Raw genomic sequence first — 26,749 nt, 5'->3', positions numbered from 1 at the left:
GCGGATTATCCTTGTCTTTGCTTGTACTTCGGATTCTTTTTGTTGATGACGTAAAGGCGGCCCTTGCGGCGCACAATCTTACAATCGTCGGTCCTTTTCTTAAGCGATGCTCTGACTTTCATTTTCCTGTGGTTTGGCGGAAGTGTTCGTTTACTTCCTGGTTAGTATCAATTGTTTTTACTTGTACCTGAAGGTGATCCGACCTTTGGTAAGGTCATAGGGCGACAATTCGAGCTTCACACGATCGCCGGGCAGGATTTTGATGTAGTGCATCCTCATCTTACCCGAGATGTGCGCGATAAGTTGGTGTCCGTTTTCGAGCTCTACCCTGAACATCGCATTGCCCAGCGACTCGATAACAGTTCCGTCCAGCTCTATTGGCAATTGTTTCGCCATATTGATTATTGTGTTTTTAAAAGTACTTCTTCTATCAGTTCGAACGTTGAGAGAATGTCGGCCTTTTGTTTGCCAACAGCCACCGTATGTTCGAAGTGTGCCGAAGGACGGCGGTCGGCTGTGCGAATGGTCCAGCCGTCGTCATCCTGCGTAATATTTTTTGTGCCGAGATTGATCATAGGTTCGATGGCGATGACCATTCCAGCCACCAGGCGAGGTCCGGAGCCTCTGCGTCCGAAATTAGGTACTTCGGGTGCTTCGTGCAATTTCCGTCCGACACCATGTCCTACCAGTTCGCGCACTATGCCATAACCGAATTGTTCGATATAGTGCTGAATGGCATAACTGATGTCGCCCACCCGGTTGCCTTCCACGGCCATCTTTATTCCTTCATAGAGCGACTGGCGTGTGCGTTCGAGCAACAACCGGAGTTCGTCGCTTATGTCGCCAACTGCAAATGTGAATGCAGAGTCGCCGTAAAAGCCATGCTTCAGCACACCACAATCTACCGAAACAATGTCGCCATCGCGCAATTCGCGGTTTGAGGGTATCCCGTGCACCACTTCGTCATTGACTGAGATGCAGAGCGATCCGGGGAAGCCTCCATACCCCTTGAATCCGGGGATGGCGCCATGATCCCTGATGAAGGTTTCGGCAATCCGGTCGAGTGCAATGGTTTTCACACCCGGCCGGATGTGCTTAGCAACCTCGGCTAAAGTTTTTCCAACAAGTAAAGAACTTTCACGCTGTAATTCAATCTCCTCCGGAGATTTCAGCTCAATCCCGGCCATTGCTTATCCCATGTTCATTGCTGGAGTACGACCTTTAATCCTTCCGGATTTGGTCAACCCGTCGTAATGACGCATAAGCAGGTAGCTTTCGATTTGCTGAAGTGTATCCAGCACCACACCCACAAGGATCAGCAGCGAGGTACCGCCATAGAAGTGCGCAAACTCGTTGCTCACACCCATCTGGCTGACAATAGCCGGCATGATGGCTACGAAAGCTAGGAAGATTGATCCGGGAAGGGTGATGCGCGAGAGAATATTGTCGAGGTATTCGGCTGTTCGTTTTCCGGGTTTGACACCAGGGATAAACCCACCGTTCTTTTTCATGTCTTCGGCCATCTGACTGGGATTGATGGTGATGGCTGTGTAGAAATAAGTGAAGAACACGATCATAAGGAAAAACACCAGATTGTACCAGAAGCCATTAATGTTGGTAAAGGCCGCGGCAAATCCGGTGAGGCTCTCCGATTCGGTGAATCCAACCAGGGTGATGGGCAGGAACATGATGGCCTGTGCAAAAATGATGGGCATTACACCTGCAGCATTGATCTTGAGCGGAATGTATTGCCTAACACCACCATACTGACGGTTGCCAACAATACGTTTTGCGTACTGAACCGGAACCTTACGGGTACCTTGCACAAGAAGGATCGTAAGCAGAATTACGATGACCAGGATCACGATTTCGACCAGGAAGAACACCAGTCCGCCTCCTGCTTGCTCCAGACGCGAAACCAGTTCGCCAAAGAGTGCAAATGGCAGGCGGGCAATGATACCGATCATGATGATGAGCGAGATACCATTGCCGATACCTTTGTCGGTGATGCGCTCACCAAGCCACATCACAAAGAGCGTACCTGCGATAAGGATGATGGTATTGCTGATCCAGAAGAACGCACCTGGACGGGCTACAGCCGGGTCGAAGGGTGCGATGGCCTCGTTGGGCAGTTGCGAGATGACGTTGGCAATGTATGCCGGTGCCTGCAATGCCACGATGGCTACGGTGAGGTAGCGGGTGATCTGGTTGATTTTTCGCCTGCCGCTTTCGCCTTCGCGCTGCAACCTCTGGAAATACGGCACGGCCATACCCAAAAGCTGAATCACGATCGAAGCAGAGATATAAGGCATGATACCCAGGGCAAAGATGGATGCGTTGCTGAAGGCGCCACCCGAGAACATATCGAGCAGACCAAGCAGGCCGCCACTGGCCTGAGCTTTCATATTGGCAAGCATGTTGGGATCGATTCCCGGCAGCACCACATACGAACCAAGGCGATAAATCAGGATGATGGCCAGGGTATAGAGAATACGCTGGCGCAATTCCTGAATCTTGTTGATATTGCGTAGGGTTTCGATAAGCTTCTTCATGCGGATCAGATTTTTACGGCATTACCACCTGCGGCTTCGATAGCGGCAGCTGCTTTGGCCGAAAATGCATGGGCTTTTACTTCAACCTTGGCGGTGAGCTCTCCGTTGGAGAGGATTTTCACCAGGTCTTTTTTACCAATCACCCCGTGCTCGTACATTTCGACAGGGCTGATGCTTTCCAGTTTATAGGTTTCGGCCAGTTGCTGGACAGTGCTCAGGTTGATGGCGCGGTATTCCTTACGGTTCGGGTTTTTGAATCCGAACTTGGGTACCCGGCGGATCAGGGGCATCTGGCCGCCTTCAAAGCCTTTTTTCTTCTTTGTTCCCGAGCGCTGTCCGGCGCCTTTGTGTCCGCGTGTCGAGGTACCGCCATGACCAGAACCCTGGCCGCGGCCGATACGCTTTTCCTTCTTGACGGAGCCTTTTGCCGGTTTTAGGTTACTCAAATCCATTGCTGTGTGAATTTCCAGTGATAAACTTATTCTATTTCTTCAATCTTAAGCAGATGTTTTACGGAATCTACCATGCCGGCCACCGAAGGCGAGAGTTCGACTTCGAGGGTTTGGTGCATGCGTTTGAAACCCAGTGCTTCAAGGGTACGTTTCTGACGGACTGGGTGTCCGATACCGCTTTTTACCTGCGTGATTCTTACCTTTTTCATGAGTTTCAATTGATTATCCGTTAAACACTGTGTCGAGTTCAACACCACGCACCTGGGCAATGGTGTAGGCATCGCGCATTTTTGAAAGTGCGTCGAAGGTGGCTTTTACCACTGAGTGGGGGTTCGAAGAACCTTTTGATTTGGCGAGCACGTCGTGAACGCCGACGCTCTCGAGCACGGCACGCATGGCACCTCCGGCGATCACACCTGTACCGGGAGCGGCAGGCTTCAGGTAAACAAGTGCACCACTATACTTGCCATATTGTTCGTGCGGGATTGTGCCTTTGCGAATGGGAACCTTGATAAGGTTCTTCTTTGCATCATCCACGCCCTTGGCGATTGCGGCGGTAACTTCCTTGGCTTTGCCCAGGCCATAGCCAACAATGCCATTTTCGTTGCCTACAACCACGATGGCGGAGAAGCTGAAAGTGCGGCCGCCCTTGGTTACTTTGGTGACGCGCTGGATGCTCACCAGGCGGTCTTTGAGCTCAATTTCGCTCGATTTTACGCGGGAAATATTCAGTTCTGCCATTTTAATTAGAATTTTAATCCGCCTTCGCGTGCAGCTTCGGCCAATGCTTTAACCCTTCCATGATAGAGATAACCGTTGCGGTCGAAAACCACAGCCTCGATACCGGCAGCCAATGCCTTTTCGGCCAGACGTTTACCGGTGATGCGAGCCTGCTCGGTCTTTGTAACCTTGGTCTCATCCAGCCCCTTGTCGCGCGACGAAACTGCCACGAGGGTGTGGCCGGCTTTGTCGTCGATAAGCTGGGCATAAATTTCCTTGTTGCTCCTGAACACACTCAGACGCGGACGTTCGGGCGTACCCGACACGATCTTGCGAATGCGTTTCTTGATCCCAAGCCTTCTTTTAAGTTTTGTATTCTTGATTGACATTGCTCTGATTTTTTACTTTTCTCAAAAAGGAGTCCTAAGCTTACTTGCCTTTGCCTGCAGTTTTGCCAGCCTTCCTGCGGAGCACCTCGTTCTGGAAGCGGATACCCTTGCCCTTGTAGGGTTCGGGCTTGCGCAGCGAACGAATCTTGGCAGCTACCTGCCCGAGAAGTTGCTTGTCGGCACACGACATCTTGATAATGGGGTTCTTACCGCGCTCGGTCACAGTTTCGATTTTGATTTCACTGGGTATCTCGAAAAATACGTTGTGCGAGAAGCCCAACGAGAGTTCGAGCACCTGACCTTTGGCTTCGGCTTTGTAGCCCACACCAACAAGCTCCTGAACTGTAGTAAAGCCTTCCGAAACACCTTTTACCATGTTGGCCAGCAATGCGCGGTACAAACCGTGCTTTGCACGGGGTTCCTTTTCGTCGGACGCGCGCTCGAGGATGAGCTGGTTGTTTTCGACTTTGAGGCTCACCGAGTCGTCGATTTTCTGCGAGAGTGTTCCGAGTTTACCTTTCACGGTGACCATGTTGTCTTTGACGTCGACGGTAACACCGGCAGGTAATGTGATGGGAAGTTTTCCTATGCGTGACATGAATCCTGATCTCCTATCTCGTTAGCTTACATAACATATTACTTCGCCACCAATATGTAGGTTGCGAGCCTCCTTGTCGGTCATCACACCCCTTGAGGTCGAAAGGATAGCGATGCCAAGTCCGTTGAGCACGCGGGGCAGCTCTTCGGCTCCGGCATACTTGCGCAAACCAGGGGTGGAAACGCGCTCGATGCTGGTGATGGCGGGCTGCTTTGTAACGGGGTGATATTTGAGGGCAATCTTAATGATGCCTTGTTTGTTGTCGTCCTCAAACTTGTAGTTGAGGATATAGCCTTTTTCGAAAAGGATTTTTGTGATCTCCTTTTTGATATTGCTGGCAGGTATTTCGACAACCCTGTGCCTTGCCATCACGGCATTTCTGATACGGGTCAGATAATCGGCAATTGGATCTGTATTCATCTTAGATATGCGGTGTTATGTTTACCAACTTGCTTTCTTTACACCTGGAATGAGGCCTTTGAGTGCCATTTCCCTAAAATTGATACGGGAAATACCAAACTGGCGCATATATCCTTTGGGGCGTCCTGTGAGCTGACAACGGTTGTGCAGCCTGACGGGCGATGCGTTGCGGGGGATGTGCTGCAAAGCCTGATAATCGCCGGCTTCTTTCAGCGCTGCACGCTTGGCTGCGTATTTTGCCACCATTTTTTGTCTTTTGCGCTCACGCGCTTTCATCGACTCTTTTGCCATGCTTTATGATTTTTTTTGATTCTTGAACGGAAGACCAAATGCTTTGAGCAAGGCCATTGCTTCCTTATCGGTACGGGCAGTGGTCACAAAAGTGATGTCCATACCGTTGATTTTGTTTACCTTGTCGATATCAATTTCCGGGAAGATGATTTGCTCGGTTATACCGAAGCTGTAATTTCCACGTCCGTCGAAGCCTTTGTCGTTGATGCCGCTGAAGTCGCGCACGCGAGGAAGTGCCACGGCAATCAGGCGTTCGAGGAATTCGTACATGCGGTCGCCGCGCAGTGTAACGCGCACGCCGATGGGGTTGCCACGACGCAGCTTAAAGTTCGACACGTCGCGTTTCGAGATGGTGGGAACGGCTTTCTGGCCGGTGATGGCCGTCATTTCCTCCACGCCATAGTCGATCAGCTTTTTGTCGGTGAGTGCTGCACCGATACCCTGGTTGAGCGAAATTTTTACCAATCGTGGAACCTGCATGATAGTCGTGTAGTTGAACTCTTTTGTGAGTGCAGGCACGATCTCGCTCTGGTAAAGCGTCTTAAGTCTGGGCTGATAACTCATTACTTGATAACCTCCCCTGTTTTAACTGAAATTCGGACTGATTTACCGGTTTTTTCATCCTTGCCACGTCTGATGCGGGTAGGATTGCCCTTTCCATCCAACAGCTTGAGGTTGGAGATGTGAATAGGGGCTTCTTTCTTGATGATTCCGCCTTTAGGATTTTCGGTGTTGGGACGGGTGTGTTTCGACACCAGGTTTACGCCTTCAACGATGGCGGTCTGCTTGCTGGTGTGCACCACAAGCACCTTACCTTTTTCGCCCTTGTGTTCTCCCGAAATCACAACAACGTTGTCACCTTTTTTGATATGGAACTTTGGCATAGTTTTCAAAGTTGTTTAGAGCACCTCAGGTGCCAGTGACACAATTTTCATATACTGCTTCTCGCGCAATTCGCGGGCTACCGGTCCGAAAATACGGGTTCCGATCATTTCGCCGGCATTGTTGAGAAGCACCACTGCGTTATCGTCGAAACGAATATACGAGCCATCGTTGCGGCGTGTTTCCTTTTTGGTACGCACAACCACTGCTTTCACAACCGAACCTTTTTTGATGGTTCCGCCGGGCAGGGCCGACTTCACAGTCACCACCACTTTATCTCCAATGCGGGCATAGCGTTTGCCCGAGCCGCCGAGTACCCTGATGCAGAGTACTTCTTTGGCGCCGCTGTTGTCAGCGACAATGCATCTTGTTTCTTGCTGTATCATTTTACTTGGCCCTTTCGATTATTTCAACCAGTCTCCAACATTTGTTTTTGCTCAACGGACGGGTCTCCATGATGCGCACGGTGTCGCCGATGTTGCAGCTGTTATTTTCGTCATGTGCCATGAATTTGGAGGTCTTCTTGACGAATTTTCCATAAATGGGGTGCTTCACGCGACGCTCAACCACAACAGTGATGGTCTTATTCATCTTGTTGCTGGCAACGACACCTATTCTTTCTTTACGTAACTTTCTGGTTTCCATCTTACTTACCTGTTATTTGTTATCGGCCTGGCTGAGTTCGCGGCGACGCAATTCGGTCAGAATGCGTGCAATGCTGCGACGGTATTCCTTGATTTTGTTGGGGTTTTCGAGCGGCGAAACTGCATGGTTCAGTTTCAGGCGCACCAACTGTTTGCGCTCCTCTTCGAGGCGCTCCAGAAGGTCTGCTGTGCTCAGTTCTCTGATTACTTCCTGCTTCATGGCTGATAACTATTGTGCTTCAACGTAATCTCTTCTGACTACAAACTTGGTGGTAATGGGCAGCTTTTGGGCAGCCAGGCGCAGTGCTTCGCGGGCTACTTCGAGCGGCACGCCTTCGGCCTCAAAGATGATGCGGCCGGGGGTAACAGGTGCAACAAAATATTCGGGAGCACCTTTACCTTTACCCATACGTACTTCGGCCGGTTTCTTGGTCACGGGCTTGTCGGGAAAAACGCGGATCCAGATCTGACCTTCACGTTTCATATGACGGGTCACGGCCTGACGTGCAGCTTCAATCTGACGTCCGGTGAGCCAGGCGCTCTCCAGAGCCTTGATTCCGAAGGTACCAAAGGCAAGCTGATGGCCACGCTGGGCATTGCCCTTCATCCTCCCTTTCTGTTGCCTCCTGAATTTAGTTTTCTTTGGCTGTAACATTGTTACTCAGGTATTTAATTTTTATTACTTGCGTTTCCTTCCGCCACGCGATCCGAAGGCCGGAGCTTTAGGCGCGGCAGGTTTTTTGGCTTGTCCGCCCACAGTGCTGGGCACAAGCTCAGGTTTGCCATAAATCTCGCCCTTGCAAATCCACACCTTGATGCCGATGCGGCCATAGGTGGTGTGGGCTTCTACGAGTGCATAGTCGATGTCGGCACGAAGGGTGTGCAACGGAATACGTCCTTCCTTGTAGGTTTCGCGACGAGCCATTTCGGCTCCGCCAACACGGCCGGAGATCATCACCTTGATGCCTTCGGCGCCAATGCGCATGCTCGAAGTGATGGCGGTTTTAATGGCCCGGCGGAACGATACCCTGCCTTCGATCTGCTTGGCAATGGTGCTGGCAACGATATAGGCATCCAGTTCAGGACGTTTGATCTCGCTGATGTTGATCTGAACCTCCTTACCGGTGAGTTTTTTGAGTTCTTCCTTGATCTTGTCCACTTCCTGACCGGCCTTGCCAATAATCATACCGGGGCGTGCAGTCGAGATGGTCACGGTGACCATTTTCAGCGAGCGCTCGATGTTGATCTTCGAAACGCCGGCTTTGCCCAGACGCGCCATCAGATACTTACGGATCTTGTCGTCTTCGACCAGCTTGTCGGCAAAATTGCGACCGCCATACCAGTTGGAATCCCATCCGCGGATGATTCCTAACCTAAGTCCTATTGGATTTGTCTTTTGTCCCATTCAATTGCCTCTTTAATTGTTCTGACTATTTTCCTGCACGCCGGGCTTGGTATCCAGGTAGATGGTGATGTGGTTTGAGCGTTTGCGGATACGATGTGCACGGCCTTGAGGTGCGGGCAGGATGCGCTTGAGCATACGGCCGCCGTCAACAAAGACGTTCTTCACATAGAGTTTATCGAAATCGGCTCTTGCGCCCTCATTTTTGGCTTCCCAGTTGGCAATGGCCGAACGCAACAGCTTCAGCATATCGATGGCTGCATGCTTTTTGGAGTATTCGAGCGCAAACATGGCGGTTTCCACATCTTTGCCACGAATCATATCGGCAACCAGCCTCATCTTGCGTGGCGAGGTGGGCACATTGCGAAGGCTGGCCATGTATTGCGATTTGCGGGCTTCCTTGCGCTCTTCAGCTTTCAGGTGTTTTCTAGCTCCCATGATATTTCAGCTTATTTTTTTCCTTTGTCCTTTTTTCCGGCGTGGCCCCTGAAGATACGGGTGGGCGCAAACTCGCCGAGTTTGTGGCCTACCATGTTCTCGGTGATGTAAACCGGAATGAATTTGTTGCCATTGTGCACAGCAATAGTCTGTCCTACAAACTCAGGGGCAATCATCGAAGCACGCGACCATGTTTTGATCACCGTCTTTTTGTTCGACTCGATGTTTTCCATCACCCGCTTTTCGAGCTTGTAGTGAATGTATGGTCCTTTTTTTAACGAACGGCTCATATTAAGGTAGTTTTCGGCTTAAGGTTATTTCTTTCTTCTTTCGATGATGTAGCGATCCGAAAGGTTTTTCTTGCTGCGAGTCTTGTAACCCTTGGCAGGAATACCCTTGCGCGAACGAGGATGACCTCCCGAAGCACGACCTTCGCCACCACCCATCGGGTGATCAACGGGGTTCATGGCCACACCCCTTACACGCGGACGACGACCGAGCCAGCGGCTGCGACCAGCTTTACCCGATTTCTCCAGGTTGTGGTCCACATTGCTTACCATGCCCACTGTAGCCTTGCAGGCTTGCAGGATCATGCGGGTTTCGCCCGAAGGCATCTTCAGAATGGCGTACTTACCATCGCGCGACATCAGTTGCGCATACGAGCCGGCGCTGCGGGCAATCTTGGCACCCTGTCCAGGACGCAGTTCAATGTTGTGAACAACGGTACCGAAAGGGATCTCGCTGAGATAGAGCGTGTTGCCCACATTCGGTGCAACACCCTTTCCGCTGAGCACCTGCTGCCCAACCTGAAGTCCGTGAGGAGCCACAATGTAACGCTTTTCGCCATCGGCATAGGTAACGAGGGCAATGCGTGCAGTGCGGTTCGGGTCGTACTCAATCGACTTTACCGTAGCAGGAATACCATCCTTATCGCGTTTGAAGTCGATGATACGATAGCGCTGTTTGTGACCACCACCCATGTGGCGCATGGTCATCTTACCCGTATTGTTGCGGCCACCCTTGCTTTTGTACGGAGCCAGAAGCGACTTTTCAGGTGTGCTGGTCGTAATATCGTCGAACGCACTAATCAGCTTGAAACGCTGACCAGGTGTTGTTGGTTTGTATTTCTTGAGAGCCATTTATCTTAGACTTAGATATTGCTGAAAAAATCAATAGTTTCACCTTCGGCCAGGGTCACCACAGCCTTCTTGAAAGCTGCAGTCTTGCCTGAAAGAATTCCAGTTTTGGTGTAACGCGTCTTGCGCTTGCCGGAGTAATTCATCGTATTTACCGAAACCACGTTGACGCCGTAGAGCTCCTTGATTGCCTTTTTGATCTGAATCTTGTTGGCACGCTTGTCAACAATAAAGGCGTACTGTGGCAGCTTCTCGGTGATTGTCGTCATTTTTTCGGTAATGACCGGTTTGTGGATGATCTGTATCATTTCAGTAAGTTTTTTCGGTTACGAAAGCAGCTGATCAATGGTGTTGAGTGCACTTTCGACTACAAACAGCCTGCTTGCATTAAGAATTTCATAGGTATTCAGGCTTTCGGCTGTCATCACTTTTACGTTCTGGAGGTTGCGGGCCGAGAGCACCACATTGCGGTCAGCTTTGTTCATCACAAACAATGCCCGCCTGCCATCGAATTTCAAATTCTTGAGTGCAGCCAGAACCTGCTTGGTTTTAGGTGCATCGAAGGTGAAGTCCTCAAGCACGGTGATTACCTGGTTCTGAGCCTTATAGGTGAGGGCCGAACGGCGTGCAAGTTGTTTCAGCTTTTTATTCAGCTTGAAGCTGTAATCGCGGGGTTTGGGACCGAAAACACGTCCGCCACCCACAAACAAAGGCGACTTGATGCTACCAGCCCTGGCTGTACCTGTGCCTTTCTGGCGTTTGAGCTTGCGGGTGCTACCCGAAACCTCGCTCTTTTCCTTGGCTTTGTGCGTTCCTTGACGCTGATTGGCAAGGTACTGCTTCACGTCGAGGTATATGGCATGGTCGTTCGGCTCAATACCGAAGATTGCTTCATTCAGGCGAACCTTACGCTCTGTGGCTTCGCCACTGATTTTATGAACTACTAGCTCCATCGCTCAATTTTTAAATATCCGTTTTTAGGACCGGGAACTGCACCTTTCACAAGAATGAGGTTCTTTTCCGGAATTATTTTCACAATCTGCAGGTTGAGTACCTTAACCTTTTTGCCTCCCATACGGCCGGCCATACGCAGACCTTTGACCACACGCGAGGGATAGGACGAAGCGCCGAGCGATCCGGGTGCACGCAACCTGTTGTGCTGACCATGGGTAGCCTGGCCGATTCCACCAAAGTGGTGACGCTTTACAACGCCCTGGAAGCCTTTACCCTTCGATACACCGCTTACGTCAACAAACTCGCCTTCCATAAATACATCTACGGTAAGCACATCTCCGAAGCTTTTGCGCTGCTCAAACCTAGTGAATTCCGACATGACTCGCTTCGGGGTGGTGCCGGCCTTTGCAAAATGGCCTTTAAGGGCATTGGTCGTATGCTTTTCTTTCTTTTCGTCGAAAGCGAGCTGGATGGCTTCGTAACCATCTTTTTCAAGTGTGCGGATCTGTGTTACCACACATGGACCAGCTTCGATGACCGTCACAGGAATATTCTTCCCGTTTCCGTCGTAGATGCTCGTCATTCCAATTTTCTTTCCTAGTAATCCTGACATTTCCCTGGACTTTTAATGGTCATTCAATCGTTTTATGCCTCCGGTCAAACCTTGATTTCAACTTCAACGCCACTGGGAAGTTCCAGTTTCATCAAAGCGTCGATGGTCTGCGAGGTGGAGCTGTAAATGTCGAGCAATCGCTTGTAGGACGAAAGCTCGAACTGCTCCCTTGATTTTTTGTGCACGAAAGTCGAACGCAGCACAGTGTATATTTTCTTGTCGGTCGGAAGCGGAATCGGGCCATTCACAACAGCACCGGTAGCTTTCACGGTCTTGACAATCTTTTCGGCTGACTTATCAACCAGGTTGTGGTCGTACGACTTCAGTTTGATTCTTATTCTCTGGCTCACTTTAGTAGATGATTAAGGTTACCTTTCTTATTTAATGATGCCTCTTGCTTTGTTGATTACTTCCTGCGCAATGTTGTCGGGTGCCTGGGCATAGTGGCTGAATTCCATGCTCGAGGTAGCGCGACCCGAGGTGAGTGTGCGCAGCGAAGTGACATAGCCAAACATTTCGGACAGCGGCACATCGGCTTTTATGACCTGCGCACCGATTTTGGCGGTTACTTCGCGCAGGATGGCACGGCGCTTGTTGAGGTCGCCGGTTACATCGCCCAGGTATTCGTCCGGGGTATTGACTTCCACCTTCATGATAGGCTCCAGGATCACCGAAGCAGCCTTGCGGCAGGCTTCCTTGAAACCGATCTTTGCAGCCATCTCAAACGAAAGTGAGTCGGAGTCGACAGGGTGGAATGAACCGTCGATCAGTCGCACCTTCATGCTGTCGAGCGGGAATCCAGCCAGTACACCATTAGTCATAGCTTCGCGGAATCCTTTCTGAACAGCAGGGATATACTCTTTCGGAATATTACCGCCCTTGACTTCGTCGATAAACTGCAAGCCGGCGGGCTGATCTGCATCGGCAGGTCCGATCTCGAATACGATATCGGCAAACTTACCACGGCCTCCGGTCTGTTTCTTATATACTTCGCGGTGCTGAGCCGAACCCACGAGGGCTTCCTTGTAGGCCACCTGCGGACGACCCTGGTTGCATTCCACCTTGAACTCGCGCCTCAGTCGGTCAACAATAATTTCCAGGTGAAGCTCACCCATACCCGAAATTACGGTCTGGCCGCTGTTTTCGTCGGTACGCACACGGAATGTGGGGTCTTCTTCGGCCAGTTTGGCAAGCGCAGCACCCAGCTTGTCGATGTCGCCCTGCGTTTTGGGCTCGATGGACACATGGATTACCGGCTCGGGGAACGACATGGACTCGAGCACAATGGGGTGCTTTTCGTCGCAAAGCGTGTCGCCTGTACGAATCACCTTAAATCCAACAGCTGCTCCGATATCACCGGCTTCGATGCGATCGAGCGGGTTTTGTTTGTTGGCATGCATCTGCATGATGCGCGAAATGCGCTCTTTCTTACCGGTTGAAGCGTTGAAAATATATGATCCCGACTCCAGGGTACCGCTGTAAACGCGGAAGAAGGCAATGCGACCAACAAAGGGGTCGGTGGCAATCTTGAAAGCCAGTGCTGCGAAAGGCTCATTGGGATCTACCTTGCGAATCTCTTCCTTTTCGGTGTCGGGATTGACGCCTTTTACTGCTTCGATATCGAGCGGGCTGGGCAGGTATTGGGCAATGCCGTTGAGGAGCAGCTGCACACCTTTGTTTTTGAACGAGGCGCCGCACAGCACCGGTGAAATGCGCATTTCTACCGTGGCTTTGCGGATCTGTGCAATCATCTCATCTTCGGTAATGGATTCCGGATCGTCCATAAACTTTTCGAGCAGCTCGTCGCTTTCTTCGGCAACATTCTCAATCAGTTTAAGGCGGTATTCCTCAACAGTATCCTTGATGTCTTCAGGAATATGAATTTCGACCATCACCATGCCCTTGGACGAATCGTCCCACACGTAAGCCTTGTTGGTGATCAGGTCAACCACACCACGGAAGTTTTCTTCTTCGCCAATAGGAATCTGCAATGGAATAGGGTTGGCACCAAGACGTTCTTTAATCTGGCGTACCACGCTGAAGAAATCGGCACCGCTGCGGTCCATCTTATTGACAAAGCACAGCCTTGGCACTTTGTATTTGTCGGCCTGACGCCACACAGTTTCCGATTGTGGTTCTACGCCTCCAACGGCACAGAACAAAGCCACGGCACCGTCGAGCACGCGCAGCGAGCGCTCTACCTCAACGGTAAAGTCAACGTGGCCGGGAGTATCAATGATATTGATCTTATATTTTTCGTTTCTGTAATCCCAGAAAACGGTCGTAGCAGCAGAGGTGATGGTGATGCCTCGCTCCTGCTCCTGCACCATCCAGTCCATGGTGGCAGCACCTTCGTGCACCTCACCGATTTTATGACTTTTACCAGTGTAATAGAGGATTCGCTCGGTAGTAGTGGTCTTACCCGCATCAATATGGGCCATAATGCCGATATTGCGGGTAAGACGGAGTTTATCTATGGTGTTTTTATCGAGTGACATTTCAGTGAATAGATTCGCTTGGTTTTCTAGGTATTAGAAACGGAAGTGCGAGAATGCCTTGTTGGCCTCGGCCATCCTGTGGGTATCCTCTTTCTTTTTAAAGGCTGCACCTTCTTCTTTGTAGGCTGCCAGAATTTCGCCGGCAAGCTTCTGACCCATAGATTTCTCGTGGCGTTTCTTCGAGAAGCCGATCAGGTTTTTCATGCCGATCGACATTTTACGGGCCGGCCTGATTTCGGAGGGAATCTGGAAAGTGGCACCACCAATACGGCGGCTGCGCACCTCTACCGAAGGCGTAACGTTGGCCAGAGCCTTTTTCCATACTTCCACGGGATCCTCGTTGGTTTTCTTGGCCACGATATCCAGTGCATCGTAGAAAATTTTGTAAGCTACATTCTTTTTGCCCCTGCGCATGATGTTGTTCACAAACTTCGACACCAATACGTCGTTGTATTTCGGATCGGGGAGAATGATTCTTTTCTTTGGTTTAGCTTTTCTCATTGCTTGTATGTGGTTGAGCTAAATGGACTTATTTTTTCTTTGCCGGAGCTTTTGCGGCATCAGCTTTGCCAGCCTTCGGACGTTTGGCGCCGTATTTCGACCTTCTCTGGCGGCGGCCATCCACACCCGAAGTATCGAGCGCTCCGCGAATAATGTGATACCTTACACCGGGAAGGTCCTTCACACGACCACCACGGATCAGCACGATCGAGTGTTCCTGAAGGTTGTGGCCTTCGCCCGGAATGTAGGCGTTGACTTCTTTCTGGTTCGTGAGACGTACCCTGGCCACTTTACGCATGGCCGAATTGGGTTTTTTGGGCGTTGTAGTGTAAACACGCACGCACACGCCACGGCGCTGCGGGCAGGAATCAAGCGCAGGTGACTTGCTCTTGTCTACCAGTTTCTGGCGTCCTTTGCGCACCAATTGCTGAATTGTTGGCATTTTGTAACGATTAATTTTGTTCTTTTCTTCCTTACCTGATAGGACTAAAAATCTTATTTAACTGATCTACAGTATCTTAAATCTTCAACTCTTGTTGGGAAATAGCTATCAGGAGGTGAAAAGCCTAATGGGGTTTTAGGCTGCTAACCCCGCAAAAGCCCTGTAAGAACGAGGATGCTTGGCTTTTGCGTCAGAACCTATAACGGTTAAGCTTTTCAGGTTCCTTCTAACTAAATCGTTTCCAGTTACTTCAAATGTCCCACTTCATTGGGGCTGCAAAATTACATCTTTTTTTTGTCTTTCAAATATTTCTGCACTTTTTTTTCAAACAACCTGCTGGTTTTTTCCGGAAGCATGGTCAGGAACTATGTTTTGTACAGCATTTCGCAAGGCAGATCAGTTGCTCTACCCGTCATAGTATTATTAAAGGTGTGCACGACAATGCTGCCATCCGTAGATTATTCAGCCATGCTACCCGGCGATTGCCCCGTGACAGAACTTATTCGTCAGGGTGAGCTACAAACCAAAACACCCCCTATTTTGACTAAATTTGCCCCTCAAAAATTCCCAAGCTTGACTGACATTCTCGCACATCTCAACGATGCACAGCGCAAAGCTGTGGAGCAAACCGAAGGCCCGGTGATGATCATAGCCGGTGCAGGCGCAGGTAAAACCCGTGTGCTTACCTACCGCATTGCTTACCTGCTGCAAAAAGGCGCCGACCCATTCCGCATCATGGCGCTCACTTTTACCAACAAAGCCGCCCGCGAGATGAAGGAACGCATCATCCAGCTCATCGGGCCGGCCAAAGGACGCAATGTGTGGATGGGCACCTTTCACAGCATATTTGCCCGAATCCTGCGCTCCGAAGGGCACCATCTCGGGTATCCGGATAATTTTACCATTTACGACACCGACGACAGCAAGCAGCTCATAAAAAAAATCCTGACCGAACTGCAGCTCGACCCCAAGGTGTATCACCCATCGTATCTGCTCAACAGGATTTCGAATGCCAAGTCGAACCTGTATGCACCGGAAGATTATCTGGCCGATACCGAAATCGTCAATGCCGACCACGCTGCCGGCAGGCCCCTCACCGGAGAGCTCTACCGTACCTACAACTCCAGGCTCAAAAGGGCCAACGCCATGGATTTCGACGACCTGTTGTTCAATACCAACCTGCTTTTCCGCGATTTTCCAGATGTGCTGTACAAATATCAGCACCGCTTCAGCTACATCCTTGTGGATGAATATCAGGACACCAACTTTGCCCAATACCATATAATACGGCAGATGGCAGCCGCACACGAGAACCTTACCGTGGTGGGCGACGATGCCCAGAGCATTTACGCATTTCGCGGGGCCAACATCCAAAACATCCTGAACTTTAAAAAAGATTACCCCGATTACCAGCTTTTCAGGCTCGAACAAAACTACCGCTCTACCAAAACCATCGTTAATGCAGCAAACTCGGTGATCGAAAACAACAAAGACCAGATCAAAAAAAAGGTCTGGACCGAGAATGAGGAGGGCGAACTGATCACAGTGTTGCGCGCAACCTCCGACACCGAAGAGGGCACATTGGTGGCAAACAGCATTTTCGGTTTGAAAATGTCGAAGCAGCTGCCAAACAAGGACTTTGCCATTCTTTACAGAACCAATGCACAATCGCGCACCCTGGAAGAAGCCCTGAGAAAACAAGGCATACCCTATAAAATTTATGGTGGGGTTTCGTTCTACAGCCGCAGGGAAGTCAAAGACCTGCTTGCCTATTTCCGCCTGGTAATCAATCCCAATGATGAAGAAGCCCTCCTGCGCGTCATCAATTATCCTGCCCGGGGAATAGGAAAAACTACCATCGAAAAGCTGCAGGTGCTTGCCAATGAGCGCAATATGAGCATCTTTGAGCTGATCGACCGTCATCCCGATGCGCTTTCGGGCTTTAACCGTGGCACTGTGAACAAGCTGCAGGAGTTTGTGACCATGATCCGCAGCTTTATTGTTCAGCTTGAAAGCAAAAATGCGTTCGAGCTTGCCAGTCATATTACCAAGTCGGTAGGTATCATCAATGCGCTCAAAGAGGAAGATGCCATTGAATCGGTGAACCGGATCGAGAACATCGAAGAGCTGCTCAATGCCATTCAGGAGTTCAGCGAACGCGAACCAGATCCCGACGAATTGGGCAAAGATGGCCGGCCCGCAAGGTCGCTTGGGCATTTCATGCAGCAGGTGGCTTTGCTGACGGATGCGGATAAAAAGGACGAAGAAGGAGGCGATTACGTCAGCCTGATGACCATTCACGCTGCCAAAGGACTCGAGTTTCCGTATGTTTATATTGTAGGACTGGAAGAAAACCTTTTTCCTTCCATTCAATCGCTCGGAACGCGTGCCGAGCTCGAGGAGGAACGCAGGCTGTTCTATGTTGCCCTCACCAGGGCCATGAAAAAAGTAACCGTGAGCCATGCCGAAACCCGCTACCGCTGGGGCAGCCTGAGCCTTTCGGAACCAAGCCGCTTTTTGGAAGAAATTGACCCTGCCTATCTGGAAACACCACGCAAACTGGCAAAAACCAGTCCTGAATCACACCGGACCACCACTTTCATCGCTCAACGGCAGCCTGCCCGGCCTTCCAGCGAGACCAGGGCAGAAAGCGGACAGGACTTCGAAGCTTCCGACACTTCGAACCTGAAAGAAGGCATGCAGGTGGAACACCAGAAGTTCGGTCGCGGAAAGGTGGTCAGCGTGGAAGGCACCGGAGCCAACATGAAAGCGACGGTACACTTCAACGGCATCGGCAACAAACAATTGTTGCTCAAGTTTGCCAAACTCCGGATTATTGGCTGAGGCAGAATTGCGACATTAATCGCAGAAAATTAAGCCTTTGGATATAAAAAGCGTAATTTTGCAACAAATTCCTCCCCGGAATCAAGAACATAAGGTTAGCATGGAATACAATACCTCGCGCGGCAAACTGGTCATTTCGGAATACGGACGCATCATCCAGGAAATGATCAACAAGTTGCTACAAATTGACGACAGGCTGCAACGCACCATGGCAGCCCACTACCTTGTGGGAGTGATGGCGCAGCTTAATCCGCATCTGAAAGAGTCGGAAGATTATCTGCACAAGTTGTGGGATCACCTGCACATCATGAGCGACTTCAAGCTCGATGTGGAAAGCCCCTACCCTGTGCCCGAGCGAAGCAGCATGCGGCTTCAACCGAAACATATCGGCTACGCCAAAAATGAACGGCGGCACGGACATTACGGTTCCATCGTGTTGAAAATGATTAACGAAGGCGTAGGCATTACTGATCCGGCCGAGCGTGAGGCTTTTGCCATCGCATTGGCCAACCAGATGAAACGGCTTTACCTGACCTACAACAAAGATGCCGTGAATGATGCAGTTATTTTGAAAGACCTGCACGACCTCTCAGGCGGCCAACTCACCCTTCCTGAAAACACTAAACTTCAGACCGCTGCTGAGCTGATCACCAAAACGGGTCCGCAGGCCGTTTCGACCCTCACAGGAATGAAAAAAAAGAAGCCCAACAAAAAACAACAACAGCAACAACAGTTTCAGGGCGGGCAAAAAAAGAAACATAAGTAAGGTGTCATCTTTGCTGATGCTATTGTATTGAACAACTCCTGCCGGACCTGCCAGCAGGCGGCTTTGGGCCGTTTGAACACTGTCCGGTTTTTTTATTTATTTGACGAAAACAAGAAAGCATGGAATCGTTTCGGATTGAGGGAGGTCACGAATTAAGCGGTTCGATTGAACCCCAGGGCGCAAAAAACGAGGCTTTGCAGGTGCTCTGTGCCTGCCTGCTCACCGATCAGCCTGTGGAGATTGATAACCTGCCCGACATTGTGGACGTCAACAACCTGATTGGTTTGCTGGCCGACATGGGTGTTGAGGTGGAGCGTCCGCAACGTAGTCGTGTGCGGCTGTGTGCCAGAAACATAGATTTCAGCTTTTTCGATACACCTGCATTTTATCAGACGGCCACCCGTCTGCGGGGCAGCATCATGATAGCCGGACCGCTGCTCGCGAGGTTCGGCCGGGCATACGCCCCATTCCCTGGCGGGGACAAGATTGGCCGGCGCCGGCTGGATACCCATTTTCACGGACTTGTCAGCCTGGGCGCCAAACTTAAAGCCCATGGCCATAATTATTACCAGCTTACGGGCAAGCTCACAGGCACCTATATCCTGCTCGACGAAGCCTCGGTGACAGGCACTGCCAATGTGCTTATGGCCGCCTGCCTGGCCGAAGGCACCACCACCATCTTTAACGCAGCCTGCGAGCCTTACCTGGTGCAACTCAGCCAGATGCTGGTGCGCATGGGCGCACATATTGAGGGTATCGGATCGAACCTGCTGCGCGTGCACGGAGTGAAACAGCTCAAAGGCACCACACATCGCCTGTTGCCCGACATGATCGAAGTGGGAAGCTTCATCGGTATGGCCGCCATGACAGCTTCGGAGATCACCATTAAAAATGCCGGCATTGCACATCTGGGCATCATTCCATTGGTATTCAGACGCTTAGGCATACACATTAAAACCATGGGTGACGACATCATCGTACCACGGCATGCACACTATGAAGTGGAAAGCTTCATGGATGGCAGCATCATGACAATAGCCGATGCGCCCTGGCCGGGATTTACGCCCGACCTGATCAGCATTGTGCTTGTAGTGGCCACCCAGGCCAAAGGCAGTGTGCTCATCCACCAGAAGATGTTCGAAAGCCGATTATTTTTTGTGGATAAACTCATCGACATGGGCGCCCAGATCATCCTGTGCGATCCGCACCGGGCAAACGTCATCGGCCTCGACCGCCGCATTCCTCTGCGAGGTATCCGCATGAGCTCGCCCGACATCAGAGCCGGTGTTGCCCTGCTCATTGCAGCGCTATCGGCCAATGGTGTGAGCATCATCGACAATATCGAGCAGATCGACCGCGGATATCAACATATCGAACAACGCCTCAAGGCACTCGGCGCACACATCGAACGAATTCACAACTGACAAATTGACAAGCTGCACACAGGATGGCAAAATATTTGCGTTACCAGGCACAAAAAAATATATGACAAAGCATAAGCAAGAAACCAAACAGGAAGAACCTAAAATAACAGAGCCGGTTGCCGACAACAGGGAGTCCGGCAATCAGGCCGGCGAAGCTGACATGCCCCAGGAAGAAAAAAAGGAAGATGTCAGCCAACAGCTCGAGGCATTGCAGGCAAACTACAACGAACTGAACGACAGATACCTCCGGTTGTTTTCGGAATTTGACAATTACCGCAAGCGCACCCTGAAGGAAAAAATTGAGCTCAGCAAAACTGCATCGGCGGATGTGATCAAAGCCATCCTGCCAGTGGTGGACGACTTTGAGCGTGCAATCAACAACTTCCCAACGGGCGATACAGACAGCAACCTGGAAGGTATCAAGTTGATTTACAACAACCTGAAACGGATACTCGAACAACAGGGGCTGGAAGAAATCAAGGCCCTGGGTGAGCAATTCGATACCGATTATCACGAGGCTGTGACACACATCCCCGTGAACGACGAACAACAAAAAGGAAGGGTGATCGACGTCATTAAAAAAGGTTACACCCTGCAAGGCAAGATCATTCGTTTTGCCCAGGTGATTGTGGGCAGCTGAAACGCTCGTCAAACTTAAACCCCTATGCACTGATGGCCAAACGCGACTACTACGAAATACTGGAAATTGACCGCAACGCCACCGAAGCCGACATCAAAAAGGCTTACCGGAAGATGGCCCTGAAGTACCATCCTGACCGCAATCCGGGCGACAAGGCTGCCGAGGACAAGTTTAAAGAAGCTGCCGAAGCATATGAGGTGCTGAGCGATCCGGACAAACGCGCCAGGTACGACAGGTATGGCCACGAAGGGCTTGGTGGAGGTGCTTCCGGTTTTGGCGGCGGCATGTCGATGGACGACATCTTCAGCCAGTTTGGCGATATTTTTGGCGGGGCATTCGGGTTTGGCGGCCGCAGCACCGGCCGGCGGGTAAACAAGGGCAGCAACCTGCGCATCAGGGTAAAGCTAAGCCTGCAGGAGATTGCCACCGGCGTGGAAAAGAAAGTGAAAGTGAACAAATACGTGGCATGCAACAGCTGCCACGGCACCGGTGCAAAGCACGGCAGCAGCTACAGCACCTGCAGCACCTGCCGGGGCAGCGGCCATGTAACCAGGGTGACGAGCACCTTCCTCGGGCAGATGCAAACCACCTCGACCTGTCCCACCTGCGGTGGCGAAGGCCGCATCATCACCCAGAAATGCGACGACTGCCAGGGCAATGGCGTTGTACGCGACGAGGAAGTAATCAACATCCGCATTCCGGCAGGCGTGGCCGAGGGTATGCAGCTCTCGCTCAGCGGAAAAGGCAATATGGGTGCACGGGGCGGCATTCCCGGCGACCTGATTGTACAAATCGAGGAAGAAAAGCACCCCGAACTGGAACGAGATGGCAACAACCTGATTCACAACCTCTTCATCAGTATCCCCGAAGCTGCACTGGGAGCAAGTGTCGAAGTGCCGACCGTGGACGGACGCGCACGGGTCAAAATTGCACCTGGTACACAACCCGGCAAAGTGCTGCGACTGAAAGGAAAAGGGCTGCCCTCGCTCAACGACCGCACCACAGGCGACCTGCTCATCAATATCAACGTCTGGATACCAACCGAACTCAGCAAAGAAGAGCGCCGGATCATGGAGCAGCTTCAGTCGTCGGACAACTTCAAACCCAACCCGACCGCAGCAGAAAAAAGCTTTTTTGGCAGGATGAAAGACCTTTTCGGTTAATTTAGCCGCTCAACAAACTGCCATGGGTTTTCTAGTCACCGAAGGCGTATGCAAACAATACGCCAACCACAAAGCGCTCGATAAGGTTAGCATAAGCGTCAGAGAGCAAAGCATTTACGGACTACTCGGTCCGAATGGTGCCGGCAAAACCACCCTTATCCGCATCATCAATCAGATCACGGCCCCCGACGAAGGAAGGGTATTGCTCAATGGCCTTCCGCTTCGCCCCGACGACACCGCAATCATTGGCTATCTGCCCGAAGAACGTGGTTTATACAAAAAAATGAAGGTGGGCGAGCAGGCACTCTACCTGGTGCGCCTGAAAGGACTGGATACGCCCACAGCCAAAAAACGCCTCAAAGATTGGTTCGAACGGTTCGAGATTATGGACTGGTGGAACCGCACCGTGGAGGAGCTTAGCAAAGGCATGCAGCAAAAAATTCAGTTTATCGTTACTGTGCTGCACCAGCCAAAGCTGCTCATATTCGACGAACCATTCAGCGGCTTCGACCCCATCAACGCCAACCTGCTTAAAGAAGAAATACTCAAACTCAGGCAACAGGGTGCCACCATCCTTTTTTCAACCCACAACATGGCTTCGGTGGAAGAGTTGTGCGACGACATTGCCCTGATCAATCGCAGCAAGAAGATTCTGGAAGGCAGGGTTGGCGATATTAAGCTAAAATATCGCGAACATATCTTTGAACTCGAAACCGGCCAACTGAGTCAGGCTCCCGAGACGCTCCTGCCCCCAGGCTATGAAGTGATTGAGCATCAACAGCTTAGCACGGGACTCATCCGCCTCAAAGTGAGAAACCCCCAAGCCCAGGACGGCAACAGCCTGCTGGCGGGCATCATGCAACATACCACCGTATTTTCCTTCAGGGAAGTTTTGCCCTCGATGAACGAGATTTTCATCCGTCAGGTGCAAGGTGTAAACGGAAACTCGCTGCTTTAATTAACCCTGCAAGAATGAACAAAACACTGCTTATCCTTCAGCGCGAATACCTCATCAGGGTGCGGAAGAAAAGTTTTATCATCATGACTTTTCTGGGGCCGCTGCTCATGGCAGGATTGATGGTGGTACCCATTTTGCTGGCAACCCTGCAGGATGTGGGCAAAAAAAGCGTGGCTGTGCTCGACGAAACGGGCTGGTTTGCCGGCAAGTTCGAATCGGGCGACCAGATGAGCTTTATCATTGTGGATGCCCCGCTCGACTCGCTCAAAGCTCAGGTGATTGACGGAAAGTTCGATTTTCTGGTGTATATCCCTGCTACCCAGTTCAATCTACCATCGAATGCTGAATTGTACAGCATCAAGCAACCATCGGTCACAGTACGCTCCTACGTACGCAATGTGATTAAAAATGAGGTTGAAAACAGAAAACTCCTGGCTTCCGGCATCGATCCCGACCTGATACGTCAGGCCCGCACCACGGTAAATGTGCTCACTTACCAGTTGGGGCAGGATGGCGAGCTGAAAAAGAGCTACACGGATGTGCAGGCCGCGTTGGGGTTTATAAGCGCCATACTGATCTATTTTTTCATCTTTCTGTTCGGCTCGCAGGTGATGCGGGGGGTGATCGAGGAAAAAACCAACCGCATTGTTGAAGTCATCATTTCGTCTGTCAAGCCTTTTCAGCTGATGCTTGGCAAGGTGCTGGGCATTGCCCTTGTGGGTCTCACACAGTTTCTGCTCTGGGTGTTACTGACGCTGGGGATTTACTTTGTGCTTGTGGCCATTTTCGGAGGCGATATGGTGCAGCAACAAACCACAATAAGCGGTGAAATGCTCTCGCAAATACCTGATGAACAAATAGATGCGGTTAATAAAGGCATGACCGAGGTTTTCGAGGTGGTGCGGAGCATCAACTTCCCACTCGTGCTGTTCAGCTTCGGATTTTACTTTCTTGGCGGATATCTGCTCTATGCGGCTTTGTTTGCAGCCATCGGTTCGGCGGTGGATAACGAAACCGACGTGCAGCAATTCATGCTGCCCGTGTCATTGCCCCTCATTCTGGGCATTGTAATGATTAACTTTCTGATAAACAATACCGACAGCAGCCTTGCCTTCTGGCTATCGGTTGTTCCCCTCACCTCGCCCATTGTCATGATGGTGCGCATACCCTTCGGTGTTCCCGTATGGGAGCTTGCACTTTCGATGGCAGTGTTGGTAGCCGGGTTTATATTTACCACCTGGCTGGCAGCAAAAATTTATCGCACCGGCATTCTGATGTATGGCAAAAAAGTGAGCTGGGGCGAACTCTGGAAGTGGTTACGTTACTGATTTCTTCTGTAAGCTAATCTTTCACAGGCGCTTGCATTGGTTTCGTCCTGGCGGGAGTGCAGCAGGAACCCTTTACTTTCATCTCTTTCTCAGGCGTGAGCATCTGCGTTTTCGGACTGATGTAAGGTATGCCCAACGCCATGCCGCGCAGGATGAACACAATGCCGAGCATAACGATGAACACAGGGACTACATTTGCCAGCCTGCTTCTGAGTCCGGCTCCTATCATATTGCCAACCAGCGACAAAGCCATCATCACCGGCAGGGTGCCAAGGCCAAAAACAATCATAAACAAGGCCCCATAGGCGACATCATTGGTGTTGACCGCCCCGGCAACAGCCACGTAAACCAACCCACAGGGCAATAAGCCGTTGAGCAATCCGATGATGAACAGGTTGCGGTGCGAGTGTTTGCCAAAAAGCTCACGGAAGCGGCTGATGAGCCGCACCGAGTAGCCCGATGTAAGGTTGGCCAGCTTGATTTTCTCGCGGAATACCACCGGAAACAAAACACTCACAATCATGACCACGCCCATGGCGATGGATGCCCACTGCTGCAGACCGGCAAAATGTAACCCTTTGCCCAGCAGGCCAAACAATGCGCCAATAATGCCATAGGTGAACGCGCGTCCGAAGTTGTATAATGTGCTCCCCAACACCTTATCAGCCCAGCTTTTGCGGCCCAGCGGCAGCGCAACGGCAATCGGCCCGCACATTCCGATACAGTGCAGACTCCCGACCAGGCCAATGGTGAGTGCGGTGAGCAAATGAAAGCTAAGGTTCATGGCAGCAGGAGCGATTTTTCCACATAGTATTCCCTGTCGCCAAACGACCAGGTAATCTTGGCCAGATACCGACCCTTCAGCCCGCCGGCCTCAAACACAAACACACTGTCGTTGTGGTATGCAAACTCGAATGACGCATCCCTTGTGTCGTCCATGCGATTATACATATACAGCTTGCCATTGAGCCCCTCCTTTAGAAATTCAGCTGGCAAAACCATCAGGAGCTGCCCGTCGGACACTTCCACATTCACTGCATCAACATATGGAAGCCCGTTGTCGCGACGCTCGATCTGCTTTTGAAACTCCTGCCCCTTCGGATAATAGTCGCGCTCCACAAGGGGAATCGACTCACGCATCATCAGCACGCCAAACACAATCAGCATGATCATAAACAAAGCAGCCCCGATAAATAACTTTGTCCCCCAGTTCCACTTCATAAGCTCAATTTTTGTCGATGTCATTAGGCCCGATAAATGTAACTTTATTTTTATCGATCAGCCTGTCGCCATGTTTTACACTGATAACCAGAGGAGTACTGCTCATGCGCAGGCTATCGCGCGGAATGACTACCAGGAAGTTGGCTTCAATGAGGCTTCCGCCGGGCACCTTGAGCGGGCCACCCATCAAGATGATTTCGCCGCTGTGGTTTTCGAGCTCAAGTGTTGCTTCCACATCATGCCGGGTTTTGTTCACCAGCTGCACCTTATAAACATTAGACAGTTTGTCGGGGCCGTATTCCTGAAACATGGTACCGGGAACGCGAAGCATAGTGGCTTCCACCTCGCTGCGGAAAAAGAACAACGATGTCATGAGGCTAACCAGAAGCAACAGCACAACGGTGTATGCAATGCTGCGGGCATTGATGAGCTTGTTGTGTCCTTCGGCTATTCCTTTTTCGGAAGCATAGCGAATCAGACCACGAGGAAGCTTTACCTTATCCATGATGGCATCGCAGGCATCCATGCAAGCCGTACAATTGACGCACTCGAGCTGTGTGCCATTGCGAATATCAATGCCTGTCGGACACACAGTTACACAGCTTTTGCAATCTATGCAATCGCCTTTGCCTGTAACTGACCGGTCTTCAAGCGGATTGTGTTTGGCACGGGGTTCGCCGCGCTTGTAATCGTAGGCCACCACCATCGAATTGCGGTCGAGCAAAACCCCTTGCAATCTCCCGTAAGGACAAACAATGATGCAGGCTTGCTCGCGGAAAAAGGCAAACACGAAATAGAATACCCCGGAAAAAATGACTAGGGGAATAAACGTACCCAGATGAGGCAGCGGGCCGTCGGCCACAAGCTGCACAAGCCTGTCGGAACCAATGAGGTAGGCCAGAAATGTATTGGATATCAAAAATGCAATCAGATAAAACACAGCGTGTTTGGTAGTCTTTTTCCATATCTTCTCGAAATCCCAGCCCTGGCGTGCCAGTTTCTTTTGTTTGTGGGCATCGCCTTCGATGAGGTATTCGATCTGCCGGAATACAAACTCCATAAAAATGGTTTGCGGGCAGGCCCAACCACAGAACAACCTTCCATAAACCACTGTAAATAAGATGATAAAGACAATCAAAGTGATCAGGCCAAGCACAATGAGGTGAAAATCCTGGGGCCAGAAGATTTGTCCAAACAAAATGAACTTACGCTGCAAAATGTTGAGCAGCAGAAATTGCTCGCCCTGATATTTCACCCAGGGGGCTATGAAAAAGAAAGCAAGCAGAATGATGGCTACAATCCATCTTTTTGTGTAAAATTTTCCTTTGGGTCTTTTGGGATATATCCATACCCGTTTACCGCCTTCGCCCACGGTTCCAAGCCTGTCGCGAAAGGTTTCCTGTTGGTTGTCGGTACTATTAGTTGTTGTCATGGCCTTAAAATATAAATCGGGTAACCCTCCTCGGCCGGGGA

General features: G+C 50.9%; 38 protein-coding genes. 7 read left to right on the top strand and 31 right to left on the bottom strand.

Features of this window, described 5'->3' with window-relative positions; translation table 11 throughout:
* Positions 1-5 precede the first annotated feature (5 nt).
* Genes rpmJ through IPM52_13990 form a run of 28 tightly spaced genes read right to left on the bottom strand, consistent with a single transcriptional unit; the run spans position 6 to position 14,932 of the window.
* Complete coding sequence (gene rpmJ, locus IPM52_14125) at positions 6-122, bottom strand: 50S ribosomal protein L36 (protein ID MBK9292745.1); 117 nt, start codon at positions 120-122, stop codon at positions 6-8.
* Between the two features lie 55 nt (positions 123-177).
* The gene (gene infA, locus IPM52_14120; protein ID MBK9292744.1) at positions 178-396 is read right to left on the bottom strand and encodes a translation initiation factor IF-1; all 219 of its coding nucleotides are present in this window, start codon (positions 394-396) and stop codon (positions 178-180) included.
* Positions 397-401: 5 nt separating this feature from the next.
* Positions 402-1,187: a type I methionyl aminopeptidase gene (gene map, locus IPM52_14115; GenBank protein ID MBK9292743.1), complete on the bottom strand. Its 786-nt coding sequence runs from the start codon at positions 1,185-1,187 to the stop codon at positions 402-404.
* Between the two features lie 3 nt (positions 1,188-1,190).
* A complete protein-coding gene (gene secY / locus IPM52_14110) occupies positions 1,191-2,552 on the bottom strand; it encodes a preprotein translocase subunit SecY (GenBank protein ID MBK9292742.1) in 1,362 nt (453 codons plus the stop codon).
* A 5-nt stretch (positions 2,553-2,557) separates the two neighbouring features.
* The gene (gene rplO / locus IPM52_14105; protein MBK9292741.1) at positions 2,558-3,004 is read right to left on the bottom strand and encodes a 50S ribosomal protein L15; all 447 of its coding nucleotides are present in this window, start codon (positions 3,002-3,004) and stop codon (positions 2,558-2,560) included.
* Positions 3,005-3,030: 26 nt separating this feature from the next.
* Complete coding sequence (rpmD, locus tag IPM52_14100; protein MBK9292740.1) at positions 3,031-3,285, bottom strand: 50S ribosomal protein L30; 255 nt, start codon at positions 3,283-3,285, stop codon at positions 3,031-3,033.
* Entirely contained in the window at positions 3,227-3,745 is a 519-nt protein-coding gene (gene rpsE, locus IPM52_14095; protein ID MBK9292739.1) for a 30S ribosomal protein S5, read from the bottom strand. Before rpsE ends, rpmD begins: the two co-directional genes overlap by 59 nt.
* Positions 3,746-3,750: 5 nt before the next feature.
* Positions 3,751-4,113 carry a 50S ribosomal protein L18 gene (locus IPM52_14090; GenBank protein MBK9292738.1) on the bottom strand — a complete coding sequence of 121 codons (363 nt, stop codon included), beginning with the start codon at positions 4,111-4,113 and terminating at the stop codon, positions 3,751-3,753.
* Positions 4,114-4,153: 40 nt separating this feature from the next.
* The gene (gene rplF / locus IPM52_14085) at positions 4,154-4,711 is read right to left on the bottom strand and encodes a 50S ribosomal protein L6 (GenBank protein MBK9292737.1); all 558 of its coding nucleotides are present in this window, start codon (positions 4,709-4,711) and stop codon (positions 4,154-4,156) included.
* Between the two features lie 21 nt (positions 4,712-4,732).
* Positions 4,733-5,131 carry a 30S ribosomal protein S8 gene (rpsH, locus tag IPM52_14080; GenBank protein MBK9292736.1) on the bottom strand — a complete coding sequence of 133 codons (399 nt, stop codon included), beginning with the start codon at positions 5,129-5,131 and terminating at the stop codon, positions 4,733-4,735.
* A gap of 21 nt (positions 5,132-5,152) precedes the next feature.
* Positions 5,153-5,422, bottom strand: a complete 270-nt coding sequence (gene rpsN, locus IPM52_14075) for a 30S ribosomal protein S14 (GenBank protein MBK9292735.1) — start codon at positions 5,420-5,422, stop codon at positions 5,153-5,155.
* 3 nt (positions 5,423-5,425) lie between these two features.
* Positions 5,426-5,986, bottom strand: coding sequence for a 50S ribosomal protein L5 (gene rplE, locus IPM52_14070; GenBank protein ID MBK9292734.1), 561 nt, complete (start codon positions 5,984-5,986; stop codon positions 5,426-5,428).
* Complete coding sequence (gene rplX / locus IPM52_14065; protein ID MBK9292733.1) at positions 5,986-6,306, bottom strand: 50S ribosomal protein L24; 321 nt, start codon at positions 6,304-6,306, stop codon at positions 5,986-5,988. Before rplX ends, rplE begins: the two co-directional genes overlap by 1 nt.
* 15 nt (positions 6,307-6,321) lie before the next feature.
* Positions 6,322-6,690 carry a 50S ribosomal protein L14 gene (gene rplN, locus IPM52_14060; protein ID MBK9292732.1) on the bottom strand — a complete coding sequence of 123 codons (369 nt, stop codon included), beginning with the start codon at positions 6,688-6,690 and terminating at the stop codon, positions 6,322-6,324.
* Between the two features lies 1 nt (position 6,691).
* A complete protein-coding gene (gene rpsQ / locus IPM52_14055) occupies positions 6,692-6,949 on the bottom strand; it encodes a 30S ribosomal protein S17 (GenBank protein MBK9292731.1) in 258 nt (85 codons plus the stop codon).
* Positions 6,950-6,961: 12 nt separating this feature from the next.
* Positions 6,962-7,168 carry a 50S ribosomal protein L29 gene (gene rpmC / locus IPM52_14050; protein ID MBK9292730.1) on the bottom strand — a complete coding sequence of 69 codons (207 nt, stop codon included), beginning with the start codon at positions 7,166-7,168 and terminating at the stop codon, positions 6,962-6,964.
* Between the two features lie 9 nt (positions 7,169-7,177).
* Positions 7,178-7,603, bottom strand: a complete 426-nt coding sequence (rplP, locus tag IPM52_14045) for a 50S ribosomal protein L16 (GenBank protein MBK9292729.1) — start codon at positions 7,601-7,603, stop codon at positions 7,178-7,180.
* A gap of 24 nt (positions 7,604-7,627) precedes the next feature.
* The gene (gene rpsC, locus IPM52_14040; GenBank protein ID MBK9292728.1) at positions 7,628-8,353 is read right to left on the bottom strand and encodes a 30S ribosomal protein S3; all 726 of its coding nucleotides are present in this window, start codon (positions 8,351-8,353) and stop codon (positions 7,628-7,630) included.
* A 12-nt stretch (positions 8,354-8,365) separates the two neighbouring features.
* The gene (gene rplV / locus IPM52_14035) at positions 8,366-8,788 is read right to left on the bottom strand and encodes a 50S ribosomal protein L22 (protein MBK9292727.1); all 423 of its coding nucleotides are present in this window, start codon (positions 8,786-8,788) and stop codon (positions 8,366-8,368) included.
* A gap of 11 nt (positions 8,789-8,799) precedes the next feature.
* Entirely contained in the window at positions 8,800-9,078 is a 279-nt protein-coding gene (rpsS, locus tag IPM52_14030; protein MBK9292726.1) for a 30S ribosomal protein S19, read from the bottom strand.
* A 24-nt stretch (positions 9,079-9,102) separates the two neighbouring features.
* Positions 9,103-9,927 (bottom strand): 50S ribosomal protein L2, encoded by an 825-nt coding sequence (rplB, locus tag IPM52_14025; GenBank protein ID MBK9292725.1) that lies wholly within the window; start codon positions 9,925-9,927, stop codon positions 9,103-9,105.
* An 11-nt stretch (positions 9,928-9,938) separates the two neighbouring features.
* Positions 9,939-10,229, bottom strand: coding sequence for a 50S ribosomal protein L23 (rplW, locus tag IPM52_14020; GenBank protein MBK9292724.1), 291 nt, complete (start codon positions 10,227-10,229; stop codon positions 9,939-9,941).
* Positions 10,230-10,250: 21 nt separating this feature from the next.
* The gene (gene rplD, locus IPM52_14015; GenBank protein MBK9292723.1) at positions 10,251-10,877 is read right to left on the bottom strand and encodes a 50S ribosomal protein L4; all 627 of its coding nucleotides are present in this window, start codon (positions 10,875-10,877) and stop codon (positions 10,251-10,253) included.
* The gene (gene rplC, locus IPM52_14010) at positions 10,868-11,491 is read right to left on the bottom strand and encodes a 50S ribosomal protein L3 (protein MBK9292722.1); all 624 of its coding nucleotides are present in this window, start codon (positions 11,489-11,491) and stop codon (positions 10,868-10,870) included. The genes rplD and rplC overlap by 10 nt, the downstream gene beginning before the upstream one ends.
* A gap of 44 nt (positions 11,492-11,535) precedes the next feature.
* Positions 11,536-11,841, bottom strand: a complete 306-nt coding sequence (gene rpsJ / locus IPM52_14005) for a 30S ribosomal protein S10 (GenBank protein MBK9292721.1) — start codon at positions 11,839-11,841, stop codon at positions 11,536-11,538.
* Positions 11,842-11,868: 27 nt separating this feature from the next.
* Positions 11,869-13,989, bottom strand: coding sequence for an elongation factor G (fusA, locus tag IPM52_14000; GenBank protein MBK9292720.1), 2,121 nt, complete (start codon positions 13,987-13,989; stop codon positions 11,869-11,871).
* Between the two features lie 33 nt (positions 13,990-14,022).
* Entirely contained in the window at positions 14,023-14,490 is a 468-nt protein-coding gene (gene rpsG, locus IPM52_13995) for a 30S ribosomal protein S7 (protein MBK9292719.1), read from the bottom strand.
* Between the two features lie 28 nt (positions 14,491-14,518).
* Positions 14,519-14,932 carry a 30S ribosomal protein S12 gene (locus tag IPM52_13990; protein ID MBK9292718.1) on the bottom strand — a complete coding sequence of 138 codons (414 nt, stop codon included), beginning with the start codon at positions 14,930-14,932 and terminating at the stop codon, positions 14,519-14,521.
* Positions 14,933-15,400: 468 nt separating this feature from the next.
* On the opposite strand from IPM52_13990, the gene IPM52_13985 reads away from it, so the two are divergent.
* From IPM52_13985 to IPM52_13955, 7 genes are all read left to right on the top strand, one after another.
* Positions 15,401-17,776: a UvrD-helicase domain-containing protein gene (locus IPM52_13985; GenBank protein ID MBK9292717.1), complete on the top strand. Its 2,376-nt coding sequence runs from the start codon at positions 15,401-15,403 to the stop codon at positions 17,774-17,776.
* A gap of 100 nt (positions 17,777-17,876) precedes the next feature.
* Entirely contained in the window at positions 17,877-18,542 is a 666-nt protein-coding gene (locus tag IPM52_13980; GenBank protein MBK9292716.1) for a DUF4290 domain-containing protein, read from the top strand.
* A gap of 119 nt (positions 18,543-18,661) precedes the next feature.
* Complete coding sequence (murA, locus tag IPM52_13975; GenBank protein ID MBK9292715.1) at positions 18,662-19,966, top strand: UDP-N-acetylglucosamine 1-carboxyvinyltransferase; 1,305 nt, start codon at positions 18,662-18,664, stop codon at positions 19,964-19,966.
* 61 nt (positions 19,967-20,027) lie between these two features.
* A complete protein-coding gene (locus IPM52_13970; protein MBK9292714.1) occupies positions 20,028-20,606 on the top strand; it encodes a nucleotide exchange factor GrpE in 579 nt (192 codons plus the stop codon).
* Between the two features lie 32 nt (positions 20,607-20,638).
* Complete coding sequence (gene dnaJ / locus IPM52_13965) at positions 20,639-21,769, top strand: molecular chaperone DnaJ (protein ID MBK9292713.1); 1,131 nt, start codon at positions 20,639-20,641, stop codon at positions 21,767-21,769.
* A gap of 22 nt (positions 21,770-21,791) precedes the next feature.
* A complete protein-coding gene (locus tag IPM52_13960) occupies positions 21,792-22,727 on the top strand; it encodes an ATP-binding cassette domain-containing protein (protein MBK9292712.1) in 936 nt (311 codons plus the stop codon).
* A gap of 14 nt (positions 22,728-22,741) precedes the next feature.
* Positions 22,742-24,055, top strand: a complete 1,314-nt coding sequence (locus tag IPM52_13955; GenBank protein ID MBK9292711.1) for an ABC transporter permease — start codon at positions 22,742-22,744, stop codon at positions 24,053-24,055.
* 13 nt (positions 24,056-24,068) lie between these two features.
* Here IPM52_13955 and IPM52_13950 read toward each other — a convergent pair whose 3' ends face one another.
* The 3 genes from IPM52_13950 to ccoG are packed head-to-tail and all read right to left on the bottom strand — an operon-like array spanning position 24,069 to position 26,708.
* On the bottom strand, positions 24,069-24,839 hold the full coding sequence (locus IPM52_13950; protein ID MBK9292710.1) for a sulfite exporter TauE/SafE family protein: 771 nt from the start codon (positions 24,837-24,839) through the stop codon (positions 24,069-24,071).
* On the bottom strand, positions 24,836-25,276 hold the full coding sequence (locus IPM52_13945) for a FixH family protein (GenBank protein ID MBK9292709.1): 441 nt from the start codon (positions 25,274-25,276) through the stop codon (positions 24,836-24,838). Before IPM52_13945 ends, IPM52_13950 begins: the two co-directional genes overlap by 4 nt.
* 4 nt (positions 25,277-25,280) lie before the next feature.
* Positions 25,281-26,708: a cytochrome c oxidase accessory protein CcoG gene (gene ccoG, locus IPM52_13940; GenBank protein ID MBK9292708.1), complete on the bottom strand. Its 1,428-nt coding sequence runs from the start codon at positions 26,706-26,708 to the stop codon at positions 25,281-25,283.
* Between the last annotated feature and the right edge of the window lie 41 nt (positions 26,709-26,749).

Source organism: Bacteroidota bacterium (assembly GCA_016715945.1).
In the GTDB taxonomy this organism is placed as follows: Bacteria; Bacteroidota; Bacteroidia; order Bacteroidales; family F082; genus JALNZU01.
This window is presented reverse-complemented; position numbering and strand designations above follow the sequence as displayed.